The 19,479-nt window shown below is 68.9% G+C and carries 21 protein-coding genes and 1 tRNA gene; 15 read left to right on the forward strand and 7 right to left on the reverse strand.

Annotation, left to right across the window (positions count from 1 at the left end; all coding sequences use genetic code 11):
• The first annotated feature begins 3 nt into the window (after positions 1–3).
• Together AKH00_RS14670 and AKH00_RS14675 are read left to right on the forward strand one after the other, a co-directional pair.
• Positions 4–300 carry a hypothetical protein gene (locus tag AKH00_RS14670; protein WP_050723507.1) on the forward strand — a complete coding sequence of 99 codons (297 nt, stop codon included), beginning with the start codon at positions 4–6 and terminating at the stop codon, positions 298–300.
• A gap of 596 nt (positions 301–896) precedes the next feature.
• Positions 897–1,634 carry a hypothetical protein gene (locus AKH00_RS14675; RefSeq protein ID WP_050723508.1) on the forward strand — a complete coding sequence of 246 codons (738 nt, stop codon included), beginning with the start codon at positions 897–899 and terminating at the stop codon, positions 1,632–1,634.
• Positions 1,635–1,787: 153 nt separating this feature from the next.
• Here the strand turns inward: AKH00_RS14675 and AKH00_RS14680 are convergent.
• A tRNA-Leu gene (locus tag AKH00_RS14680) sits at positions 1,788–1,870 on the reverse strand.
• 191 nt (positions 1,871–2,061) lie between these two features.
• On the opposite strand from AKH00_RS14680, the gene AKH00_RS14685 reads away from it, so the two are divergent.
• From AKH00_RS14685 to pknB, 7 genes are all read left to right on the forward strand, one after another.
• Positions 2,062–2,784 carry an FhaA domain-containing protein gene (locus AKH00_RS14685; RefSeq protein ID WP_050723509.1) on the forward strand — a complete coding sequence of 241 codons (723 nt, stop codon included), beginning with the start codon at positions 2,062–2,064 and terminating at the stop codon, positions 2,782–2,784.
• Positions 2,784–3,308: an FHA domain-containing protein FhaB/FipA gene (locus AKH00_RS14690; RefSeq protein WP_050723510.1), complete on the forward strand. Its 525-nt coding sequence runs from the start codon at positions 2,784–2,786 to the stop codon at positions 3,306–3,308. Before AKH00_RS14685 ends, AKH00_RS14690 begins: the two co-directional genes overlap by 1 nt.
• 7 nt (positions 3,309–3,315) lie before the next feature.
• Positions 3,316–4,611: a PP2C family protein-serine/threonine phosphatase gene (locus AKH00_RS14695; RefSeq protein ID WP_050723511.1), complete on the forward strand. Its 1,296-nt coding sequence runs from the start codon at positions 3,316–3,318 to the stop codon at positions 4,609–4,611.
• Entirely contained in the window at positions 4,608–5,993 is a 1,386-nt protein-coding gene (locus tag AKH00_RS14700) for an FtsW/RodA/SpoVE family cell cycle protein (RefSeq protein WP_050723512.1), read from the forward strand. The genes AKH00_RS14695 and AKH00_RS14700 overlap by 4 nt, the downstream gene beginning before the upstream one ends.
• Positions 5,994–6,081: 88 nt before the next feature.
• Positions 6,082–7,536, forward strand: coding sequence for a peptidoglycan D,D-transpeptidase FtsI family protein (locus AKH00_RS14705; protein WP_050723513.1), 1,455 nt, complete (start codon positions 6,082–6,084; stop codon positions 7,534–7,536).
• Positions 7,533–9,266 (forward strand): protein kinase domain-containing protein, encoded by a 1,734-nt coding sequence (locus AKH00_RS14710; protein WP_082297657.1) that lies wholly within the window; start codon positions 7,533–7,535, stop codon positions 9,264–9,266. Before AKH00_RS14705 ends, AKH00_RS14710 begins: the two co-directional genes overlap by 4 nt.
• Positions 9,267–9,325: 59 nt before the next feature.
• A complete protein-coding gene (gene pknB, locus AKH00_RS14715; RefSeq protein WP_050723515.1) occupies positions 9,326–11,020 on the forward strand; it encodes a Stk1 family PASTA domain-containing Ser/Thr kinase in 1,695 nt (564 codons plus the stop codon).
• Between the two features lie 32 nt (positions 11,021–11,052).
• Here the strand turns inward: pknB and AKH00_RS14720 are convergent, their stop codons facing one another.
• The 3 genes from AKH00_RS14720 to AKH00_RS14725 are packed head-to-tail and all read right to left on the reverse strand — an operon-like array spanning position 11,053 to position 12,657.
• The gene (locus AKH00_RS14720) at positions 11,053–11,688 is read right to left on the reverse strand and encodes an anthranilate synthase component II (RefSeq protein ID WP_050723516.1); all 636 of its coding nucleotides are present in this window, start codon (positions 11,686–11,688) and stop codon (positions 11,053–11,055) included.
• Entirely contained in the window at positions 11,685–11,840 is a 156-nt protein-coding gene (locus AKH00_RS18190; protein ID WP_200903870.1) for a hypothetical protein, read from the reverse strand. Before AKH00_RS18190 ends, AKH00_RS14720 begins: the two co-directional genes overlap by 4 nt.
• Positions 11,841–11,862: 22 nt before the next feature.
• Positions 11,863–12,657 (reverse strand): class E sortase, encoded by a 795-nt coding sequence (locus AKH00_RS14725; protein ID WP_050723517.1) that lies wholly within the window; start codon positions 12,655–12,657, stop codon positions 11,863–11,865.
• An 89-nt stretch (positions 12,658–12,746) separates the two neighbouring features.
• Here AKH00_RS14725 and AKH00_RS14730 point away from each other — a divergent pair, with 89 nt between their 5' ends.
• Positions 12,747–12,986, forward strand: coding sequence for a cell division protein CrgA (locus tag AKH00_RS14730; protein ID WP_050723518.1), 240 nt, complete (start codon positions 12,747–12,749; stop codon positions 12,984–12,986).
• A gap of 180 nt (positions 12,987–13,166) precedes the next feature.
• On the opposite strand, the gene AKH00_RS14735 is transcribed toward AKH00_RS14730, so the two are convergent.
• The gene (locus AKH00_RS14735; protein ID WP_050723519.1) at positions 13,167–14,063 is read right to left on the reverse strand and encodes a rhomboid family intramembrane serine protease; all 897 of its coding nucleotides are present in this window, start codon (positions 14,061–14,063) and stop codon (positions 13,167–13,169) included.
• Between the two features lie 21 nt (positions 14,064–14,084).
• Positions 14,085–14,642: a peptidylprolyl isomerase gene (locus AKH00_RS14740; RefSeq protein WP_050723520.1), complete on the reverse strand. Its 558-nt coding sequence runs from the start codon at positions 14,640–14,642 to the stop codon at positions 14,085–14,087.
• On the opposite strand from AKH00_RS14740, the gene AKH00_RS14745 reads away from it, so the two are divergent.
• Together AKH00_RS14745 and AKH00_RS14750 are read left to right on the forward strand one after the other, a co-directional pair.
• A complete protein-coding gene (locus tag AKH00_RS14745; RefSeq protein ID WP_327037280.1) occupies positions 14,641–15,309 on the forward strand; it encodes a DNA helicase in 669 nt (222 codons plus the stop codon). The genes AKH00_RS14740 and AKH00_RS14745 overlap by 2 nt on opposite strands.
• A gap of 50 nt (positions 15,310–15,359) precedes the next feature.
• Positions 15,360–15,821 (forward strand): aminoacyl-tRNA deacylase, encoded by a 462-nt coding sequence (locus tag AKH00_RS14750; RefSeq protein ID WP_200903876.1) that lies wholly within the window; start codon positions 15,360–15,362, stop codon positions 15,819–15,821.
• A gap of 31 nt (positions 15,822–15,852) precedes the next feature.
• On the opposite strand, the gene AKH00_RS14755 is transcribed toward AKH00_RS14750, so the two are convergent.
• Complete coding sequence (locus AKH00_RS14755; protein WP_050723521.1) at positions 15,853–16,275, reverse strand: NUDIX hydrolase; 423 nt, start codon at positions 16,273–16,275, stop codon at positions 15,853–15,855.
• Positions 16,276–16,444: 169 nt separating this feature from the next.
• Here AKH00_RS14755 and AKH00_RS14760 point away from each other — a divergent pair, with 169 nt between their 5' ends.
• The 3 genes from AKH00_RS14760 (at position 16,445) to AKH00_RS14770 (ending at position 19,425) form a co-directional block, all read left to right on the forward strand.
• Positions 16,445–16,891 (forward strand): hypothetical protein, encoded by a 447-nt coding sequence (locus AKH00_RS14760; RefSeq protein WP_050723522.1) that lies wholly within the window; start codon positions 16,445–16,447, stop codon positions 16,889–16,891.
• An 88-nt stretch (positions 16,892–16,979) separates the two neighbouring features.
• The gene (locus AKH00_RS14765; protein ID WP_050723523.1) at positions 16,980–18,206 is read left to right on the forward strand and encodes a lytic polysaccharide monooxygenase; all 1,227 of its coding nucleotides are present in this window, start codon (positions 16,980–16,982) and stop codon (positions 18,204–18,206) included.
• 103 nt (positions 18,207–18,309) lie between these two features.
• The gene (locus tag AKH00_RS14770; RefSeq protein WP_082297658.1) at positions 18,310–19,425 is read left to right on the forward strand and encodes a M24 family metallopeptidase; all 1,116 of its coding nucleotides are present in this window, start codon (positions 18,310–18,312) and stop codon (positions 19,423–19,425) included.
• The last annotated feature ends 54 nt before the right edge of the window (positions 19,426–19,479 follow it).

Consider the following 19,479-nt stretch of genomic DNA (forward strand, 5'->3'; position numbering starts at 1 on the left):
GACATGACGAATCGCGTAGACACGGCCGCCGCCAAGACCGCGACCCAATGGTGGCTCCTCGCTCTCGCGGTGGCCCTCGTTGTCTTGTCGCTGGCGTTCCCGTGGATCGTGGTCGCGCAGATCGCGCTCCTCGTCGTTGTGGTCGTCAAACTGTTCCGTCGCCCGGGTCGACCTAACGTGTTCATCCTGGCCGCAGCAGCCGTCGTGCTGTGCCTGTCACTGGCAACGTATGCAGTCAGCGCAGTCGTCGTCTACAACCTGGACTCCACACGGGACGGGACGTCGGTCGTCGTCGACTGAAACAAGCGAGCCTCGTCTTGCCGTGACCGAAATCACGGCAAGACGAGGCTCACGTGTTTGACAGCCCTGAGAAGCCTGCAGCGGATTCGCGAAGCACCGACTGCCGTCACTTCTGGTGGTTTTGCGACCTAGGCTCCGAGCCACTGGCATCGAGCGCGAACCATGGTGATGACATCCGACTCGACCTCCCAGGCCCTCACGTCACCTTCGAGTGGCAGGCGGGCCGGTCCCGAGAGCAGGCCACGAGCGAGGACATACACCTGGTGCAACGCCGCGTCCCCGTTCTGATTGCCGAGTCTCCGACGAACACGCTCTTCATACGGCCCGAATCCGAGTAGGTCTCCTCGCACGACCGCCGGCAACGCCCGCGGAGCGTGACAGTACGATCCCCACATGTACTCCTTCCGCGTGCCTGTGACCATTGGAGGCGCTCGACCTGACACCGACGACGACACGCTCGTGCTCGTCGAGTCACCTGAGGAACGCGTCTGGATCCAAGCGTCCGGACCCCTCAAGAACGCGACGCGAGCGACTTTCCAGGCTCTGGCTACGCGACGTACTTTGCCGCAGAGGCACGGGCCACAGAGCTGTGCGCCGTGCTCCGCCTCGCGTCACTGCGCGCGGGCTTGTCGGTCGATTTCATGGAACGTCAGTCGTTCAGCGCTCTGAGCGAGCATGCCTTGGTCGCCGTGAACGACACCGTCCCCCAGAACGTCCGCGTCATCAACGAGCGCGCCGGTGTCCAGGTCCACCTGTCTGGAGAAGAACTCGTCACCTTCACAATCAGCGCCGAAATGGATGTGCTCAGCCCGCCGACGAACATCGTGGACCGCTTCGCCGATGCCCTCCGCGACGCCGTGCCGTCGCACCATGCACACCTGGCATTCGACCTGCTCAATCAGACGAGCCGTGCTCAGGGATCAGATTCGCTGCTGCTCACACTGGTGTCAGCCATCGAAGCGCTGGTGGTCCCCACCAAGGTCTCTGACAGTGAGCGAGAACTCATCGCGCTCCTTACTCAACAAGTGGAGAAGTCGGAGGTCGTGCGAGATCCTGAGCGACGAGCAGCGCTCGCGAGCCGCGTGCGAGGACTCCGAAACGACTCGATCCGAGCGGGCGCGAAGCGGTTGATCCAACGACTAGAACCCCGCGAGTACGGAGGGACCACGGCCACCAAGTTCTTCGACCGCGTATACGACTTGCGGAGCCGGCTCTCACACGGCGACGGTCCATCTTGGCGGGATGTGGAAGACATCGTCAGCGAGCTCAGGCGATTTACATTGGATCTCATCGAGCTCGATTTCACGTCACCTACCTGGACCGACGGGACCTGAAACGAGCCCAAGCGCGCCACGGAACGCGGCCTTCGCCGGCAGGGCTGGAATCACCCACGAGCTGAGTCAACGAAAGCCCCGGTCAGAAGTTGCTCTGACCGGGGCTTCCAATTTGCTAACAGATTGGCCTGTATTTCCTAACACGGCCCGCTGTGCGCGAGGGGGGACTTGAACCCCCACGTCCATAAGGACACTGGCACCTGAAGCCAGCGCGTCTACCATTCCGCCACTCGCGCGAGTCGTCTCGTTCCGAAGAACTCAACTTCCCAAGGCTATCACGCGTTCGAGCCACCCGAAAACCGCGGCGACGGCGGCCCGACCGGCCCCGGATCCGCACGGAAATAAGCCGACGAAGAGCCTCGGGCGGGCGATCACCCAGGTCACCTGGCTACGATGTACCCACCAGTTGGCATGCCAGAGGAGCCCAGTGGGACTACTTGACAGCTTTGAGAAGGGTCTCGAGCGCGCTGTGAACAGCGCCTTCGCGAAGACCTTCCGCAGCGGCATCCAGCCTGTGGAGATCGCTTCGGCGCTCCGACGTGAAGCCGACACGAAGGCGGCCGTCGTGAGCCGCGACCGCATCATCGCGCCCAACAACTACGTCGTGCGCCTCAGCGCCGACGACTACGAGCGGATGCAGGGACTCGGCGGTGCGCTGACCGACGAGCTGCACGCGCTCCTCACGAAGCACGCGAAGTCGCAGGGGTACAGCTTCGCCGGCCCGCTGGCGATCGCGCTGGAAGCCGACGACATCGCGACCGGGACCGTGCGCGTGAGCTCGGGCACGGTCGAGGGCCGTGTGAACTGGCAGGCCGTGATCGACGTCGACGGTCGCCGCCACCCGCTCACGCGTGCGCGCACCGTGATCGGCCGCGGCACGGACGCCGACATCACGATCGCGGATGCCGGATCGAGCCGCAAGCACGTCGAGATCCTCTGGGACGGCGAGCGCGCCATGATGCGCGACCTGGGCTCCACGAACGGGACGAAGGTCAACGGCGCGAAGGTGCGCGAGGCCGGCCTCCCCACCGACACCACCCTCACGATCGGCCGCACCGATCTGATCTTCCGCATCGTCCCCGTCGCCACGCCCTCGCGCCCCCCGCGTCCGCGCGACGACGACGCGACCCGCGCGTTCGGAGCGATCTGATGACGACCCCCAGTGAGCTCGTCCTCCTCCTCATGCGCATCGGCTTCCTGGTGCTGCTGTGGTTCTTCGTGTTCGGCGTCGTGTACTCGCTGCGCGCCGACCTGTTCGGCATGAAGGTGCGCAAGCTCCCCGCCGAAGGCGACGCCGCTGCCGCATCCCCCACCACTCCCCCGGCCCCCGCGAAGCGCCCCGCATCGTCGAAGGCGAGCACGGGACCGGCGACGATCGCGACCGCCAAGCGCCTCGTGATCACCTCGGGGCCGAAGGCCGGACTCGAACTGCCCCTCGGCACCGACATCCTCACGATCGGCCGCTCCAGCGAGTCGGCCCTGGTGATCCGCGACGACTACACGTCCAGCCACCATGCGCGCCTGCTGCTGCGCGGCGACGCCTGGGCGATCCAGGACCTCGACTCGACCAACGGCACGTTCGTCGCCGGCAACCGCGTCACGGGCGGTCCCGTCGCCCTCGGACTCGGCGTTCCCATCAAGGTGGGCGCCACGACCTTCGAGCTGCGAGCCTGACCCGGGCATGGTCTTCGAAGGCTCGAGCGTCGCGATCTCCCACACCGGGAAGGTCCGCTCCAACAACCAGGACTCCGGGTACTCCGGGGCCAACCTGTTCGTCGTCGCCGACGGCATGGGCGGCCACGCGGGCGGCGACGTCGCCTCGAGCATCGCGATCTCACGCATGCAGCCGCTCGATCAGCCCTACACGTCGACCGAGGACGCACAGGCCTCGCTGCAGGCCGCCGCGACCACGGCCGCAGGCGACCTGATCCGCGCCGCGAAGGACCGCCCGGAGCTCGCGGGACTCGGCACCACGCTGAGCGCGATCATCATGGTCGACGACTTCGCGGTGATCGGGCACATCGGCGACTCGCGCATCTACCTCTATCGCGACGACGCGCTCACCCAGATCACGGCCGACCACACCTTCGTGCAGCGTCTGGTCGACTCGGGACGCATCACCCCCGAAGAGGCGCGGTACCACCCGCGGCGCTCCGTGCTGATGCGCGTGCTCAGCGACATGGACTCCGACCCCGAGCTCGACATGTTCGTGATGCACACGCAGCCCGGCGACCGCTGGCTGCTGTGCTCCGACGGGCTCTCCGGCGTCGTCGACGAGGACCACATCCTCAAGGCGATGCGCCTCGGTCTCGCGCCGGGCCGCACGGCCGACAACCTCCTCAAGCAGGCCCTCGACGGCGGCGCGCCCGACAACGTCACGATCGTGCTGGTCGACGTGGGCGGTCAGCACGCCATGCACTCCGGCACCGCGACGATCGTCGGCTCGGCGTCGAACCCCGCGAACATCACGGTCCCTCCCGTGCGAGCCCCGCGCAGCAGCTGGCTGCACCCGGTGCGCCAGGCCGCGAACGACCCCAGCCACTTCGAGCCCTCCTCGGAATACCTCGAGGAGCTCATCGAGGAGGACCGCCGTCGCGCCAAGCGCCGCCGTCTCGGCTGGATCGCCGGGATGCTGGTGGTGCTCGCGATGCTCGCCTTCGCGGCGTTCGCCGCCTACAGCTGGACGCAGACGCGCTACTTCGTCGGAGCCGATGAGGACAGCGTGGTGATCTACCAGGGCGTGCAGCAGAACATCGGGCCGATCACACTGTCGACTCCCATCGAGGACACCGACATCCTGCTCGCGAACCTCCCGCCGTATCAGCGCGACTCCGTCGAGCGCACGATCACCGCGCGGTCGCTCTCCGACGCGCAGGCCATCGTCGCGCGCCTGCAGGCGGGCGCCGACCGCGTCACCGGCGAGACGCCGCTGCCCACCCCCGTGCCGACCCCGACCGAGACGGAGGGTGCAGGATGAGCAGCGACGTCCAGGCCGACACCACCGTCATCAAGGCGCTGCGGACGCTGCGTCTGCCGCAGACCCAGCGCAACCGCGAGTTCTGGCTGCTGCTGTTCGCGGTCGTGATCAGCGGCTCGGCCCTGGCGCTGACCCAGCTCGGCGCCCTCGGCCTGATCGACCCCATGATCCTCGCGATCGGCGGCGGCCTCGCCGTGCTGGCGTTCGCCCTGCACTTCGTGCTGCGGATCGTCGCCTCGAACGCCGACCCGTTCGTGCTGCCGATCGCCACCCTGCTCACGGGTCTCGGCATCTCGATGATCTACCGCATCGACATCGCCAAGGCCCTCACCGGCTGGGACGCCTACTCGACCAAGCAGCTGGCGTGGACGGCCATCTCCCTCGCCGGCGCGATCACCATGGTGATCATGCTGCGCAACTACCGCGTGCTGTTCCGGTACACGTACATCTTCGGCCTCTCCGGCATCCTGCTCCTGCTTCTGCCGTTCGTCCCGGGCCTGCGCATCCCCGACGCGAACGCCCAGGTGTGGGTCTCCCTCGGCGGCATGTTCGCCTTCCAGCCCGGTGAGCTCGCCAAGATCTGCCTCGCGATCTTCTTCGCCGGGTACCTGGTGCGCACGCGCGAGAGCCTGACGTCCGTCGGCACGCGGTTCCTCGGCATCACCTGGCCGCGCATGCGCGAGCTGGGCCCCGTCCTCGTGGTGTGGGCGATCTCGCTCGGCATCATCGTGATCCAGCGCGACCTCGGCACCGGAACCCTCATCTTCGGCATGTTCGTCGCGATGCTGTACGTCGCGACGGGCAAGACCAGCTGGGTGCTGATCGGCCTCGCGCTCGTCGCGGCCGGGGTCGCGGTGGCGACGCAGATCCTCAGCTACGTGCAGGGTCGCTTCACGAACTGGCTGTTCCTGTTCGACCCCGACAAGGTCGACCCCGCCGGCGCCGGCTTCCAGCCGATGCAGGGCCTGTTCGGTCTCGCGCACGGCGGCCTGCTCGGCACCGGATGGGGACAGGGGCGCCCCGACGTGACGCCGCTCGCGCACAGCGACTACATCATCACGAGCCTCGGCGAGGAGATCGGCCTGATCGGCCTGTTCGCCGTGCTCTGCCTGTACATGGTGTTCATCAGCCGCGGCATCCGCATCGGCCTCGCCGGTCAGGACGACTTCGGCAAGCTGCTCGCGACGGGGCTCGCGTTCACGATCGCCCTGCAGGTGTTCATCATGGTCGGCGGCGTGACGCGGATCATCCCCCTGACCGGTCTCACGACCCCGTTCCTCGCCGCCGGAGGCTCCTCGCTCGTGGCCAACTGGCTCATCGTCGCGATCCTGCTGCGCATCTCCGACGGCGTCCGCAGCCAGCCGAGGGCGGTGATCGGCTGATGTCCGTGATGTCGACGCGTTTCGGCTCGCTTCGCTCGCTCAACGACCGGGTGGACGTTCACGCGCGCAACGATGGGAGGGGCGTCGCATGACCAAAGAGCTCCGCCGTCTCAGCATCGTGATGCTGTTCATGTTCATCTCGCTGTTCGCCGCGACCAGCTGGATCCAGGTCGTCGAGGCCGACAGCCTCGCGCAGAACCAGAACAACCGCCGCACGCTGTACGACAGCTACGAGATCCAGCGCGGGTCGATCATCGTCGACGGCGTCCCGATCGTGTCGTCCACACCGTCGTCCGACCGGTATCAGTTCCAGCGCGTCTACACCGACGGCGCGATGTGGGAGCCCGTGACCGGGTACTTCAACCCCGCCCTGCAGTCGGCAACCGGCATCGAGCGCGCCCTCAACGCCGACCTCTCGGGCACGGGCTCCACAGCGTTCTTCGCCGAGATCGAGCGCATCCTCTCCGGCCAGCCGCAGACCGGCTTCGGCGTCGAGCTCTCGCTCGACACGGCGGCGCAGCAGGCGGCCTACGACGCGCTCCAGGGCCTCCAGGGCGCGGTCGTCGCGATCGAGCCGAGCACCGGCCGCATCCTCGCGATGGTGTCCACGCCCGGGTTCGACACGAACACCCTGGCCACCCACGACGCGGATGCCGCGAACGCGGCCTACGACCAGCTCGTCGCCGACCCCCTGAAGCCCCTGTCGAACCGCGCGATCGCGGGAGACCTGAACCCTCCCGGCTCGACGTTCAAGCTCATCGTCGCGGCGGCCGCCTACGAGTCCGGCGACTACACGCCCGACTCGACGCTGCCCAACCCGGCGCGCTATCAGCTGCCGCAATCCGACAACACCGTGGCGAACGCCTGGGGCGGCACGTGCGGGCCCGGCGACACGGTCACGATCGCCGAGGCGATCCGCCTCAGCTGCAACATCCCGATGGCGGAGCTCGCGGTGCAGCTCGGCGACGACGCGATCCGCGAGATGGCCGAGAAGTTCGGGTTCAACCAGAGTTTCTCGACACCCCTCGAGTCGACTCCGTCGAGCTACCCCCGGGGGCTGAACGACCCGCAGACCGCGCTCAGCGGATTCGGCCAGGGCCAGGTCACGGCCACTCCCCTGCAGATCGCGATGCTGTCGGCCGGGATCGCGAACGACGGCGTCGTGATGAACCCGCGGCTCGTCGACACGGTGATCGGCAACGACCTGTCGGTGATCCGCTCATACGACGACACCGAGTTCGGTCGCGCGCTCGACGCGACGGTCGCCGATCAGGTGACGGCATCCATGGTCGCGAGCGTCTCAACGGGCGCTGCTCAGGGTGCAAGAATAGACGGGGTCGATGTGGCGGGAAAGACCGGCACCACGGAGAACGGCAGCAAGCCGTACACGCTGTGGTTCACCGGTTTCGCACCCGCGGACGACCCGCAGGTCGCAGTAGCGGTCCTCGTCGAAGACGGCGGAGGAAAAGGGCAATCGGGATCCGGCGACACCATCGCCGCTCCGATTGCGAAGAAGGTCATAGAGGCGGTGCTGGGCAGATGAGACCGACGCAGGGTGTGTCGTTCGGTGGTCGCTACGAGCTGCAGTCGCGAATCGCGATCGGCGGCATGGGCGAGGTGTGGGAGGCGACGGATCACGTCATCGGACGCACCGTCGCGATCAAGATCCTCAAGGACGAGTACATGGGGGACCCCGGGTTCCTCGAGCGTTTCCGTGCGGAGGCACGGCACGCGGCGCTCGTGAACCACGAGGGCATCGCCAGCGTGTTCGACTACGGCGAGGAGAACGGCAGCGCCTACCTCGTCATGGAGCTCGTGCCCGGCGAGGCGCTCTCGACGATCCTCGAGCGCGACGGCTCACTGAGCGCCGACAAGACGCTCGACATCGTGGCCCAGACGGCTTCGGCGCTCCAGGCCGCGCACGCCGCCGGTCTGGTGCATCGCGACATCAAGCCGGGCAACCTGCTGATCACTCCCGACGGCCGCGTCAAGATCACCGACTTCGGCATCGCGCGCATCGCCGACCAGGTTCCTCTGACCGCCACCGGTCAGGTCATGGGCACGGTGCAGTACCTGTCGCCCGAGCAGGCCTCCGGTCACCCGGCGTCCCCCGCGACCGACACGTACTCGCTCGGGATCGTCGCCTACGAGTGCCTTGCAGGCAAGCGTCCCTTCACGGGCGAGTCGCAGGTCGCGATCGCGATGGCTCAGATCAACGAGCAGCCCCCGCCGCTGCCGCCGACCGTGCCGATCCCGGTGCAGAACCTCGTGATGGCGATGATCGCCAAGAAGCCGGCCGATCGACCGTCGTCCGCGGCGACCGTCGCCCGCGCGGCGCAGGCGCTGCGCCGCGGCGACCTGAACTCCGCCGCGATCGCCGTTCCCGCCATCGCGAACGGCGGGGTGGCCGGCGACGACGCGACGCGTCTGCTCACGGCCTCCGGCGACGACGGCGCCACGCGCGTGCTGCCGACCACGGCGCAGCTCGCGACCGAGGAAGCCGCCGAGGACGCGACCGAGAAGAAGAAGCGCAGCCGTTGGACGTGGCCGCTCATCGCGCTGATCGCGCTGCTGGTGATCGTGCTGGTCGGCACCATCTGGGCTCTCACGAACCCGGGCGGCGACGCTGATCCGACGCCCAAGCCGACCACGACCAGCGCGTCCCCCACTCCGACCCCCACCCCCACCCCGACCCCGACCGCCGAGATGGTCGACGTCGACGGGCTCGGGCTCGTGGGGATGCAGTGCGAGGCCGCCCGCAGCGCCGCGACCAACGCCGGCCTCCAGGCCGAGTGCGTCGTCGGGAACACGGTGGCGCCGAACGCCGACCAGGTCGGGACCGTCGAGTCGGTCCAGCCCGGCGGCAACGTGCCCGAGGGCACCTCGATCGTCCTCACCACCTACAAGGAGAGGGCGCAGGTCGGGAAGCCCACCGGTACTCCGACGATCGCCGGCACGGCGACCACGGGCGTGGCGGTCACGCTGAACTGGCCGAGCTTCGAATGCCCCTCGGGGACGGGCGCTCGCTCGTCGTTCGAGGTCACCCTCACGAACGCGACGTTCTCGGGCGGCAACGCCGGCGAGTCGATCCGCAGCTTCGGACCGAGCGTCCTTTCGACGCAGATCATCCCGGGCACGGCCGGCCAGTCGATCACCGCCACGTACCGCGTGTTCTGCGGCAGCGACATGCCCTCGCAGCAGTCGGACGCCATGGCGCCGGTGCTGATCCTCCCCGCGGCCGGTGACGGCGGCGGCGAGGACACAGGCGATTAGGGGTTCCACGCCGTAGGCTGAGGTTCTCATCAGGTCAGGTCGTTCCAGGGGGTCAGTACGTGTCGACAGAGCCACGCGTTCTCGCAGGTCGCTACCGCGTCGGCGAGCTCATCGGGCACGGCGGCATGGCGAAGGTGTACCGCGGCTACGACCTGACTCTGGGCCGTGACGTCGCGATCAAGATCCTCGACCCCGAGCTCGCCCGCGACACCGCGTTCCGCACCCGCTTCCGCCTCGAGGCGCAGTCGGCGTCGCGCATGTCCCACCCGTCGATCGTGCGCGTCTACGACGCCGGCGACCCCTCGGCTCCGGGCGACGACTCGAACGACCCGCCGTACATCGTGATGGAGCTCATCGGCGGCACGCTGCTGAAGGACATCATCGCGCGCGGCCCGGTCCCGGTCGAGGACGCGGTCCGCTACGTCGACGGCATCCTCGAAGCCCTGGACTACTCGCACCGTGCGGGTGTCGTGCACCGCGACATCAAGCCGGGCAACGTCATGGTGACCGACAAGGGCCAGGTGAAGGTCATGGACTTCGGCATCGCGCGCGCGGTGTCGGACTCCTCGTCGACGGTGGCCGAGACGACCCAGATCATCGGCACCGCCGCGTACTTCTCCCCCGAGCAGGCCAAGGGCGAGCCCGTCGACGCACGCGCCGACCTGTACTCGACCGGCGTGGTGCTCTACGAGCTGCTCACCGGGCGTCAGCCGTTCCGCGGCGAATCTCCCGTGGCCGTCGCCTACCAGCACGTGAGCGAGACCCCCGTGCCTCCCACCGAGGTCAACGAGGACGCCCCTCCCGCGCTCGACCCCATCGTGCTGCGCGCGCTCGCGAAGGACCCGTACCAGCGATTCCCGGATGCCGCGCACTTCCGCGCGGCGCTCGACTCGGCGGTCACCGGCGCGACCCCGACCCGCAAGGAGATCGGCGCCCTGACGAGCGAGCTGTACGGTCCGAGCCCGCGTCAGGCGCAGGAGACGGCCCGCTCACTCCGTCAGCTCAGCACCGACACGACCATGGCCCGCACGCAGTCGGGTCCCCCTGTCGCATGGATCTGGGCCGGCGTCGCGCTGCTGGCGGTGCTGCTCGCGTCGGTGCTGTTCTGGGTCTGGACGATCAGCATGCGCCCGGACGAGGTGCCGGCGGACTCCCGTACCGTCCCCGATCTCGTGAACGTGTCGGCCGAGAGGGCGCAGGACGACCTGGGCGAACTCGATCTCGCGTCGAAGCTCGTGCTCGAGTCGAGCAGCGACATCGCCGAAGGCAACGTGATCCGTACGGATCCCGAGGCCGGCACCGCGGTCACCGAGGGTGACACCATCACGGTCTACGTCTCGTCGGGCAAGGAGACCGTCGTGGTCCCCACGCTCGAGGGGCTGTCGCTGGATGCCGCGAAGGAGGCTCTCGCGCAGGCGGGACTGCAGCTCGGCACGGTGATCCAACGCAACGACAAGGGGCTCGCCGCCGACACGGTGATGGAGGCCAGCGAGGCCGCAGAGGCCGAGGTCGCCCCGAAGACCGCGGTCAACCTGGTCGTCGCGAGCGGACGCATGACCCTCACCGACGTCACGGGGTGGACGCTCACCGCGGCGACCGCGGAGCTCGAGCGCATCGGGCTCGTGGCGACGCCGGTCGAGCTCACGGACTGCACCCCGAACAACCCGCCCACGGTCGCGGCGATGTCGATCGCTCCGGGCGATGTGCCGATCGGCTCGACTGTCGAGCTGCGGTACTGCGCGGCCGCGGGCTGATCCGCCGCACGCGAAACGTCGCAGGCACGGGTTCAGCCGCGCGACAGGGGATGCAGACGCTCGGCGCGCGGCACGGCGTCGCGATCGCCGCACAGCGAGAGCCAGTTCGCGAGCAGCCGGTATCCGCCGTCGGTGAGCACGCTCTCCGGGTGGAACTGCACGCCGAGGATCGACAGCTCTGCGTGAGCGAGCGCCATCACGGTGCCGGTCGCGGTCCGCGCGGTCACGATGAGCTCCTCGGGAAGCTGCTGCTCGTCGAGGGCCAGAGAGTGGTAGCGACCGACCGCGAACGGTGAGGGGATGCCGTCGAACAGCGCCGAGCCGTCGTGTGCGACCTCCGACACCATGCCGTGCATGAGTTCCGGAGCCTCGGTGACGGGAGCGCCGAAGGCCGCGCCGATGGCCTGATGTCCGAGGCAGACGCCGAGCAGCGGCATCCCCAGCCGGGCCGCGAGTCCCACCGCCGCGATCGAGGCTCCGGCGTCGGCGGGAGCGCCCGGTCCCGGGGAGACGAGAAGGGCGTCGAACTGCGGCAGCATCCCCTCCAGGATCGCCGCGTCGACGGCATCCGCCTCGATCATCGCGACGTCTGCGCCGAGCTCGCGCAGATAGCCGACGAGTGTGTGCACGAAGCTGTCGTGGTTGTCCACGACGAGCACGCGGGTCATTCGAGGTCGACCTCGCCCGGGGCGATGATCGGACTCAGCCACGGGAACACGTACCAGAACAGCCCGTAGAGCACGGCCGAGACGACCACGAGCAGGATGAACAGCTTGAGCCACCAGGGGCCGGGCAGGATGCGCCAGAGTGCGGCGTACATGGTTCCTTCTCGTTCCCTTCGGTCAGATCGACGGCGCGGCCGGCGGCGGCGGTGGGTCGGTGAGTGCCGGGGGCGGACCCTCGGCGCGAGGCTGGAAGCTCTCGAAGACGCCGTATGCGACGATGCGCTCGGCGAGCGAGTACAGCGGCGAGCAGGCCGTGAGCGTGATGTAGCGCTCACCGGTCTCGACCCCGGGCATCTGCGGCACGTCGAGCAGCACGTCGGTCTGTGTCGGCTTGACGTACTCGAGCGTGCGGAAGCGGTAGGTGAACCAGCCGTCGGCCGTCTCGACAACGATCGCGTCGCCGAGCTGCAGCTTGTCGAGCTGGTTGAACGGCTTGCCCCAGGTGGTGCGGTGCCCGGCCATCGCGAAGTTGCCGACCTCGCCCGGCATCTTCGAGTTCGTGTAGACGCCGATGCCGAGCTTGTCGAGTGTGCGGGCGCGGCTCGTGCCGCCGTAGATCCCGACGTTGTACTCGGAGCCGAAGCGGGGGATGTGCATCTGGGCGAGCCACTGCGCATCGGCGGGCGGCGCGGGGATCACCGGCTCGTACACGGTGGTGCCGTCGTCGGTCTCCACGACCGGCGGGAGCTCGGGCACAGGAGCCTCCGCGAGCTCCTGCGACATCTGCGCGCCCTCGTCGTTCTTCTGCGCGCTGATGATGATGTCGCCGATCCACATCTGCCAGGCGACGAACAGCAGCACCAGGACGCCGGCGGTCAGCAGGAGCTCACCGAGGACGCTGGTGACGGTGGCGCGCGATCGAGGGCGGCGGCCTCGGCCACGTCGCTCCCCCGAGACGACGGATGCGGTCATGGCGCGATCCTATCCCGCGGGCCTGTGCACCGGCCCCGGATCGACGCCTGCTTTCCGTCGCATATACCTCTCATGGGTACAATGTCGGAATGGCACGAGAGCGCAAGACCGAAGAGCCCGACGCACGGCGCACCGAGGGCGAATCCGCACCCAACGCGGTGTGGTTCAAGCCGGTGATGATCGGCTTCATGCTGCTGGGTCTCGCATGGATCCTCGTGTTCTACATCTCCGGGATGCAGTTCCCGATCCCCGGTCTCGACAACTGGAACCTCGCGATCGGTCTGGGCATCGCCCTCATCGGGTTCCTGATGACCACCCGCTGGCGCTAGACGCCGCCCCCTCTGCCTCGAAGGCCCCTCGCATCGCGAGGGGCCTTCTGCTGTCTCCCGGGATGTTTCCCACAGTCGTCCACAAGGTCACCACAGAGTTATCCACAGGGTTGTGCACACCTGGGGAGAATTACACGGATGTTATTCACACCTGTTAACGAACCTGTTAACAACCGCTGATCAGGCGTAGACCGAGGTGATCAGCAGGGGAGGGACGACCGCGACGACGGCGATGAGCAACAGCGTGAGTCCCACGAGCATCGCGATCTGCGCCGCGCGCTGCTCACGTCTCCGCGTGCGCGTGAGGATCAGTGCCGCGACTGCGCCCACGACGGCTCCACCCAGGTGCGCCTGCCAGGCGATGCCGGGAACGAAGAACCCGAAGACGAAGTTGATGCCGAGGATCACGAGGATGCCGGTGACGTTCGCCCCGATGTGCCGCCCGATGATGAGCAGAGCGGCCATGAGCCCGAAGATCGCCCCGGAGGCGCCGACCGTCGCCGTCCCCGGATCGAGGAGGGCGACGGCCACCGAACCGCCGAGACCGCTGATGAGGTAAAGCGACAGGAAACGGACGCGACCGAGCATCGGCTCGAGACTCTGCCCCAGCATCCACAGGGCGAGCATGTTCAGACCGAGATGGATGAAGCCGCCGTGCGCGAAGACCGCGGTGAGCATGCGCCACGGCTCGAATGGCAGGAGGAAGAGGTCGGGATACAGGTAGCGGGGCGCGAACAGCAACTGTGCGGTGATGGCGTCGCCGAGGCCAGGCACCATCTGCAGCAGGCCGATGATCGAGGTCACCAGCAGCAGCGCGTAGGTGACGACGGGCTTGCCGCTGCGTGCGGTGCCCATGGCCGGGCGCGTGCCCCAGCGACGCGCGGCCCTCTTCTGGGCGGGGGTGCGGTTCTTGCGCTCCGCGGCCATGCATTCGGGGCAGATGACCCCGACCGCGGCCTGGGTCTGACACTCGGGGCAGATGGTGCGCAGGCACCGCTGGCAGAGCACGAAGCTCTGCCGATCCGGATGCCGGTAGCAGAAGTTGTCGCGGTTGTCCGCGAACTCAGGCGTGGTCATCCGGATCGGCCAGCCTCAGGCTCAGGCGGCGACGATGTCGATCGACTGCAGGACGACCGGCTCGATGGGACGGTCGCCCGCGGCGGTCGGCACCGCGGCGATCGCGTCGACGACGGCCTTGGACGCGTCGTCGGCGACCTCGCCGAAGATCGTGTGCTTGCCCTGCAGCCACGGGGTCGGGTCGGTCGTGATGAAGAACTGCGAACCGTTGGTGCCCTCGACCTGACCCGTGATCGCGTTGCGACGCAGACCGGCGTTCGCCATGGCGAGGATGTACGGGTCGTTGAAGTTCAGGTCTCCGTGGATCTCGTCGTTGAAGTTGTAGCCGGGACCGCCGACGCCCTGACCGAGCGGGTCGCCGCCCTGGATCATGAAGTTGGGGATGATGCGGTGGAAGATGACGTCCTTGTAGAGCGGTCCCTCGCCGGGCTTGCCGGTGGCGGGGTCGGTCCACTCCTGGGTGCCGTCGGCCAGGCCGACGAAGTTCTTGACCGTCTTCGGGGCGTGGTCGCCGAAGAGGTTGATGACGATGTCACCGTGGTTGGTGTGCAGGGTTGCGACGTGAGAAGCATGAGCCATGCCCTCATTCTCTCAGAGCTTCGTGTGGATCGGCCGGGATCTAGCGTCGATCCGCCCTCAGCGCAAGGGCTCGGCGATTCCCTCGCCCCTTCCAGGGTGGCGTGGCAAGATGGTGAACCCGTACTCCAATCGACAGGAGAGCATCGTGAGCATCAGCCGCAAGCGGAAGAAGGAACTGCGTCGGCTCCAGTCCGACGCCAACCAGCTGTGGGAGAACCAGCAGATCCTCGTCGGCCACGCCGCCGATGTCGCTCGTGAGGCGGGCCGTCAGCTCGGCCACTTCGGACGTGAGCAGGTCGCGCCCGTCGTGCAGGACACGTACAACCGCCGCGTCGCTCCCGTGCTCGACCAGGGTGCTCGCCTCGGCCGTCACGTGGTCGACGACAAGGTCGTCCCGATCGTCGGCGGCGTCGTCGGCAGCGCGCTCACCGCGTGGGACGTCGCGAACGCCAAGCGCCACGGCTTCGAGAAGAACGTGAACAAGGCCACGAAAAAGGTCCGCAAGGCCGTGCAGCCCGAGAAGAAGGGTCCCGGCGCCGGCGCCGTCATCGCCGTGATCCTCGGTGTCGCCGCTGCCGTCGGCGTGCTGTACACCGCCTGGCAGGCGCTTCGCGCCGACGACGAGCTGTGGGTCGCCGACGACCCGCTGTCCGCTCCCGACGCGTGACCGCGCCCCACGATCCGTCGGCCTCCGGGTCGGCGGATCCGCACGCGCGCGTGAAGGACGCCGCGGCCGCACGTGATCTCGCTATCGAGATCCGCGAGCGTCCCGCGGCGAACAGCCTGGTCGAAGCGGCCGAGATCCTCGGCATGCCGCCGTCCGGCATCGTCAAGACGCTCGTCGTCAAGCGATCCGACGACACCTACCTGTTCGCGCTGGTACCCGGCGGGCGTTCGATCTCCTGGGCCAAGCTGCGGGCGGTCGTCGGCGTGAACAAGCTCCGTCTGCCCGAGGCCGAGCTGGCCCTCGCCGCCACGGGCTACGAGCGGGGGACGATCGTGCCCATCGGCAGCACGACCGACTGGCCCGTCTTCGCGGACGAGACCATCGTCGGTCAGCGGATCGCGATGGGGGCCGGTGCGCACGGGTACAGCCTGTTCGTCGACGCCGACGACCTGATCGCCGCATACGGGGCGACCGTGGCCGACATCTCGGTGCCCGAGGAGCCCCGGGGCTGACGCCAGCCTTCGCTTCCTGTGCCGAGCGCGTTCAGAGCAGCCCGGCCATGCGCAGCGAGATGTCGACGAGCTTCACGCGCTGCAGCTCGGCCACGGACTTCAGCGGGTACCACGCCGCCATGTCGGTCGATCCATCGGTCTCGTACTGCAGACGACCGCCCGTGACGCTCGCGCGGTACACGATGCGGAGCGTGTGCAGCGGCTGATCGGAGTCGTTGACTCGCTGGGATGCCGGGATCACGCGCGAGTGGATCCCGAGGAGCTCGCCGACCTTGACGGTGTACCCGGTCTCCTCGCGCAGCTCGCGGCGCACCGCCGCCTGCGGATCCTCGCCCGGTTCGAGTCCGCCGCCGGGCATGGTCCACGCGACCCGGCGTCCCTCGATCCAGCGCGCCAGCAGCAGCCGCCCGTCGTCATCGGTGACGACTGCGTATGCCGCGACACGCATGTCCATCTCCCCACCCTAACCGGACGGGCATGGATCGCGGGCCGGTATGTCCCCGGGTCGCCTCGGCCCCGCTCCGTTCCGCGTCGTGGGAATCGATCACGAATCGAGAAGCGCCGACCGCGGCGGCATCCCTAGGGTGAGGTCATCACCGAGAACCCCAGGAGAGGAGCCAGAGATGGCCGACAAGGAGACCGGCTTCAGCGCCGAAGAGCGCGAGGCCATGAAGGCCGCAGCCGACGACAAGAAGAAGGCGCGCTCGCGCGCCAAGAAGACCCCGGAGGAGGTGCGTGCAGAGGGCGAGGCCGACCTCAAGGCGTCGCTCGAGAAGCTGTCCGACACCGACCGCGAGATCGCGGAGGGGCTGAACGCCCTCGTGTCGGAGGTCGCGCCCGAGCTCATGCCGCGCACGTACTACGGCATGCCCGCGTGGGCGAAGGACGGCAAGGTGCTGTGCTTCTTCCAGCCCGCGAGCAAGTTCAAGACCCGCTACGGCACGTTCGGCTTCGAGCAGCCGGCGAACCTCGACGACGGCACACTCTGGCCGACCGCGTACGCGGTGCTCGCGCTCGACGCGGCGAACCGGAAGTTCCTCGCGGAACGCCTGCGCCTGGCGGTGAGCTGAGCCGTCTCATCGCGCGGCGGACGGCGGGTCAGGAACGTATGCCGGGATACCACGAGTTCCCGGCATACGAGCCGATATCACTGGAGGTATGACACCTCGCAGACGACTCGGAGCGACCACGCTCGCCGTGGCCGCGATCACCGCCACCGGACTCCTCACCGCCCCCGCATCCGCCTTCGGCCACGGCTACGTGGGAGGGTCGTCCTCGACCCTGATCTCCCGCGCCGCCTGGTCGGCGAACGCGGATCGCGGAACCGTGCAGTTCGAGCCGCAGAGCCTCGAGGCACCGAAAGGATTCCCCGCGGGCGGCCCCGCCGACGGACGACTCGCCTCGGCCGGCGGGCTCTTCGGTGGCACGCTCGACGAGCAGACCGCGACGCGGTGGCAGAAGAACGTCGTCGAGGCGGGACCCGTGCAGGTGGCGTGGTCGCTGACGGCTGCCCACCGCACCGCCCAGTGGCGGTACTTCATCACGAAGCCCGGATGGGATCCGAACGACGAGCTGGAGCGTGCGGACCTCGAGCCGCTCGCGACCTTCGACGGACGCGGGGACATCCCGGCGGTCCCCACCGTGCACACCCTCACGATCCCGTCGACCCACACCGGCTACCACGTCATCTACGCGGTGTGGGACATCGCCGACACCACCAACGCGTTCTACAACACGATCGACATCGACGTCCGCGGCGGGGGAGCGGGCACGACCCCACCGGTGACGACGCCTCCCGTCACCGTGCCTCCCGTCACCGTCCCGCCGGTGACCGTGCCGCCGGTGACCGCGCCGCCGGTCATCGCCCCTCCCACGACCGCACCGCCGGTCACGACGCCCCCGACGGCGACCGCGCCCGGCACGCCGAGCGGGGTGCACTCCATGGGTCGCACCGCGTCGAGCGTCGACCTGATGTGGAAGGGCCCGGCGGGTGCGACCTCGTACCGCATCGAGCGCTCCACCGACGGGATCGCCTACTCCGCGGTCGGAACCTCGGTCACGGCGCGTTACCTGGACTCGGGCCTCGCCGCGGGCACGACGTACCGCTACCGGATCGTCGCCGTGTCGGCGGCGGGCGAGGCGGCGAGCGCCGTGTTCACCGTCTCGACGACCGCTGCCGCGCCGACACCGCCCGCACCCGTGACACCGTCCGTCACCACGCCCGCCGCCGAGATCCCGGCCTGGACGGCCGTCGGCACGTACACCCGGGGTGACCTGCGCCGCCATGAGGGCGTCGTGTACCGGGCCGTGCAGTCGCACCGTGCCTGGGGCGACCCCTCCTGGATCACCGCCCTCGCTCTGTGGGAGCCGGTGGGCACCCGCTGATCAGCTCCGACATCGTGCCCTCCCGACCTTCCGGGAGGGCACGATCGGTTCCGGGGGCGCAGGACCGTGTCGCCGACGGCCCCGTCGCAGTAGCGTGGATGCCGTGAGCACACCGCCGTTCCCCGCTTCCGTGTACGCCGCCCGCCTCGACCGCGCGAGCGCGCTGGCGGCCGCGGCGGGACTCGACGCGATCGTCGTCGGACCCGGACCCGACCTGCAGTACCTCGTGGGCGTCGAGGGAGACACGATCGAGCGTCTCACCGCCCTCGTGCTCGGCCCCAGCGTCCCGCCGACCGTGGTCGTCCCGCGCATGGAGCTCGCCAAGGTGCGCAGCACCGCGGTCGGCGAGCTCGGCCTCGCGGTGTCCGACTGGGTGGACGGGGAGGACCCGTACGCGCTGGTCGCCGGGGCTCTCGGCTCGCCCGCGCGCGTCGGCGTCTCCGATGCACTGCCGGCCCTGCACGTCGTGCCGTTGGGGGAACGCCTGGGCGTGCGGATCGAGCTCGCGACCCCGGTGCTCCGCGAGGGGCGCATGATCAAGGACGCCGCGGAGATCGCCGAGCTCCGGAGGGCGGGAGCGGCCATCGACGCCGTGCACCGCCGCGTGCCGGAGTGGTTGCGCGCCGGACGCACCGAGCGCGAGGTCGCCGCCGACATCGCCGCCGCGATCGTCGAGGAAGGGCACCGCACGGTCGAGTTCGTGATCGTCGGATCCGGCCCGAACGGAGCCGACCCGCACCACGAGGTCTCGGACCGCGTGATCGAGGACGGCGACGTGGTGGTCGTCGACATCGGCGGCGCGGTCCCGAGCGGATACAACTCCGACAGCACGCGCACCTATGTCGTCGGAACTCCTGACCCACAGGCCGCCGAACGCATCGCCGTGCTCGTGCGCGCACAGCAGGCGGCGGTGGATGCTGCGCGACCCGGCGTCACCGCGCACGACGTCGATGCTGCGGCCCGCAGCGTGCTCGAGCAGGCCGGACTCGGCGACGCGTTCCTGCATCGCACGGGCCACGGCATCGGGGTGTCAGTGCACGAGGAGCCCTACATCGCGCCCGGCAACGACCTCGTGCTGCGCGAGGGGATGGCGTTCAGCATCGAGCCGGGGATCTACTTCGCGGGGGAGTGGGGCGCGCGCATCGAGGACATCGTCGTGCTCACGGCCGACGGATGCGAGCGACTGAACGTCGCCCCGCACGGCCTGACCTCGGTCTGAGGCCGCGTCCCGCATCCGGCATCCGGCATCCCGAACCGCCCCTCCCGGTGGCCG

The sequence above is a fragment of the Microbacterium sp. GCS4 genome (assembly GCF_001262495.1).
Lineage (GTDB): Bacteria > Actinomycetota > Actinomycetes > Actinomycetales > Microbacteriaceae > Microbacterium.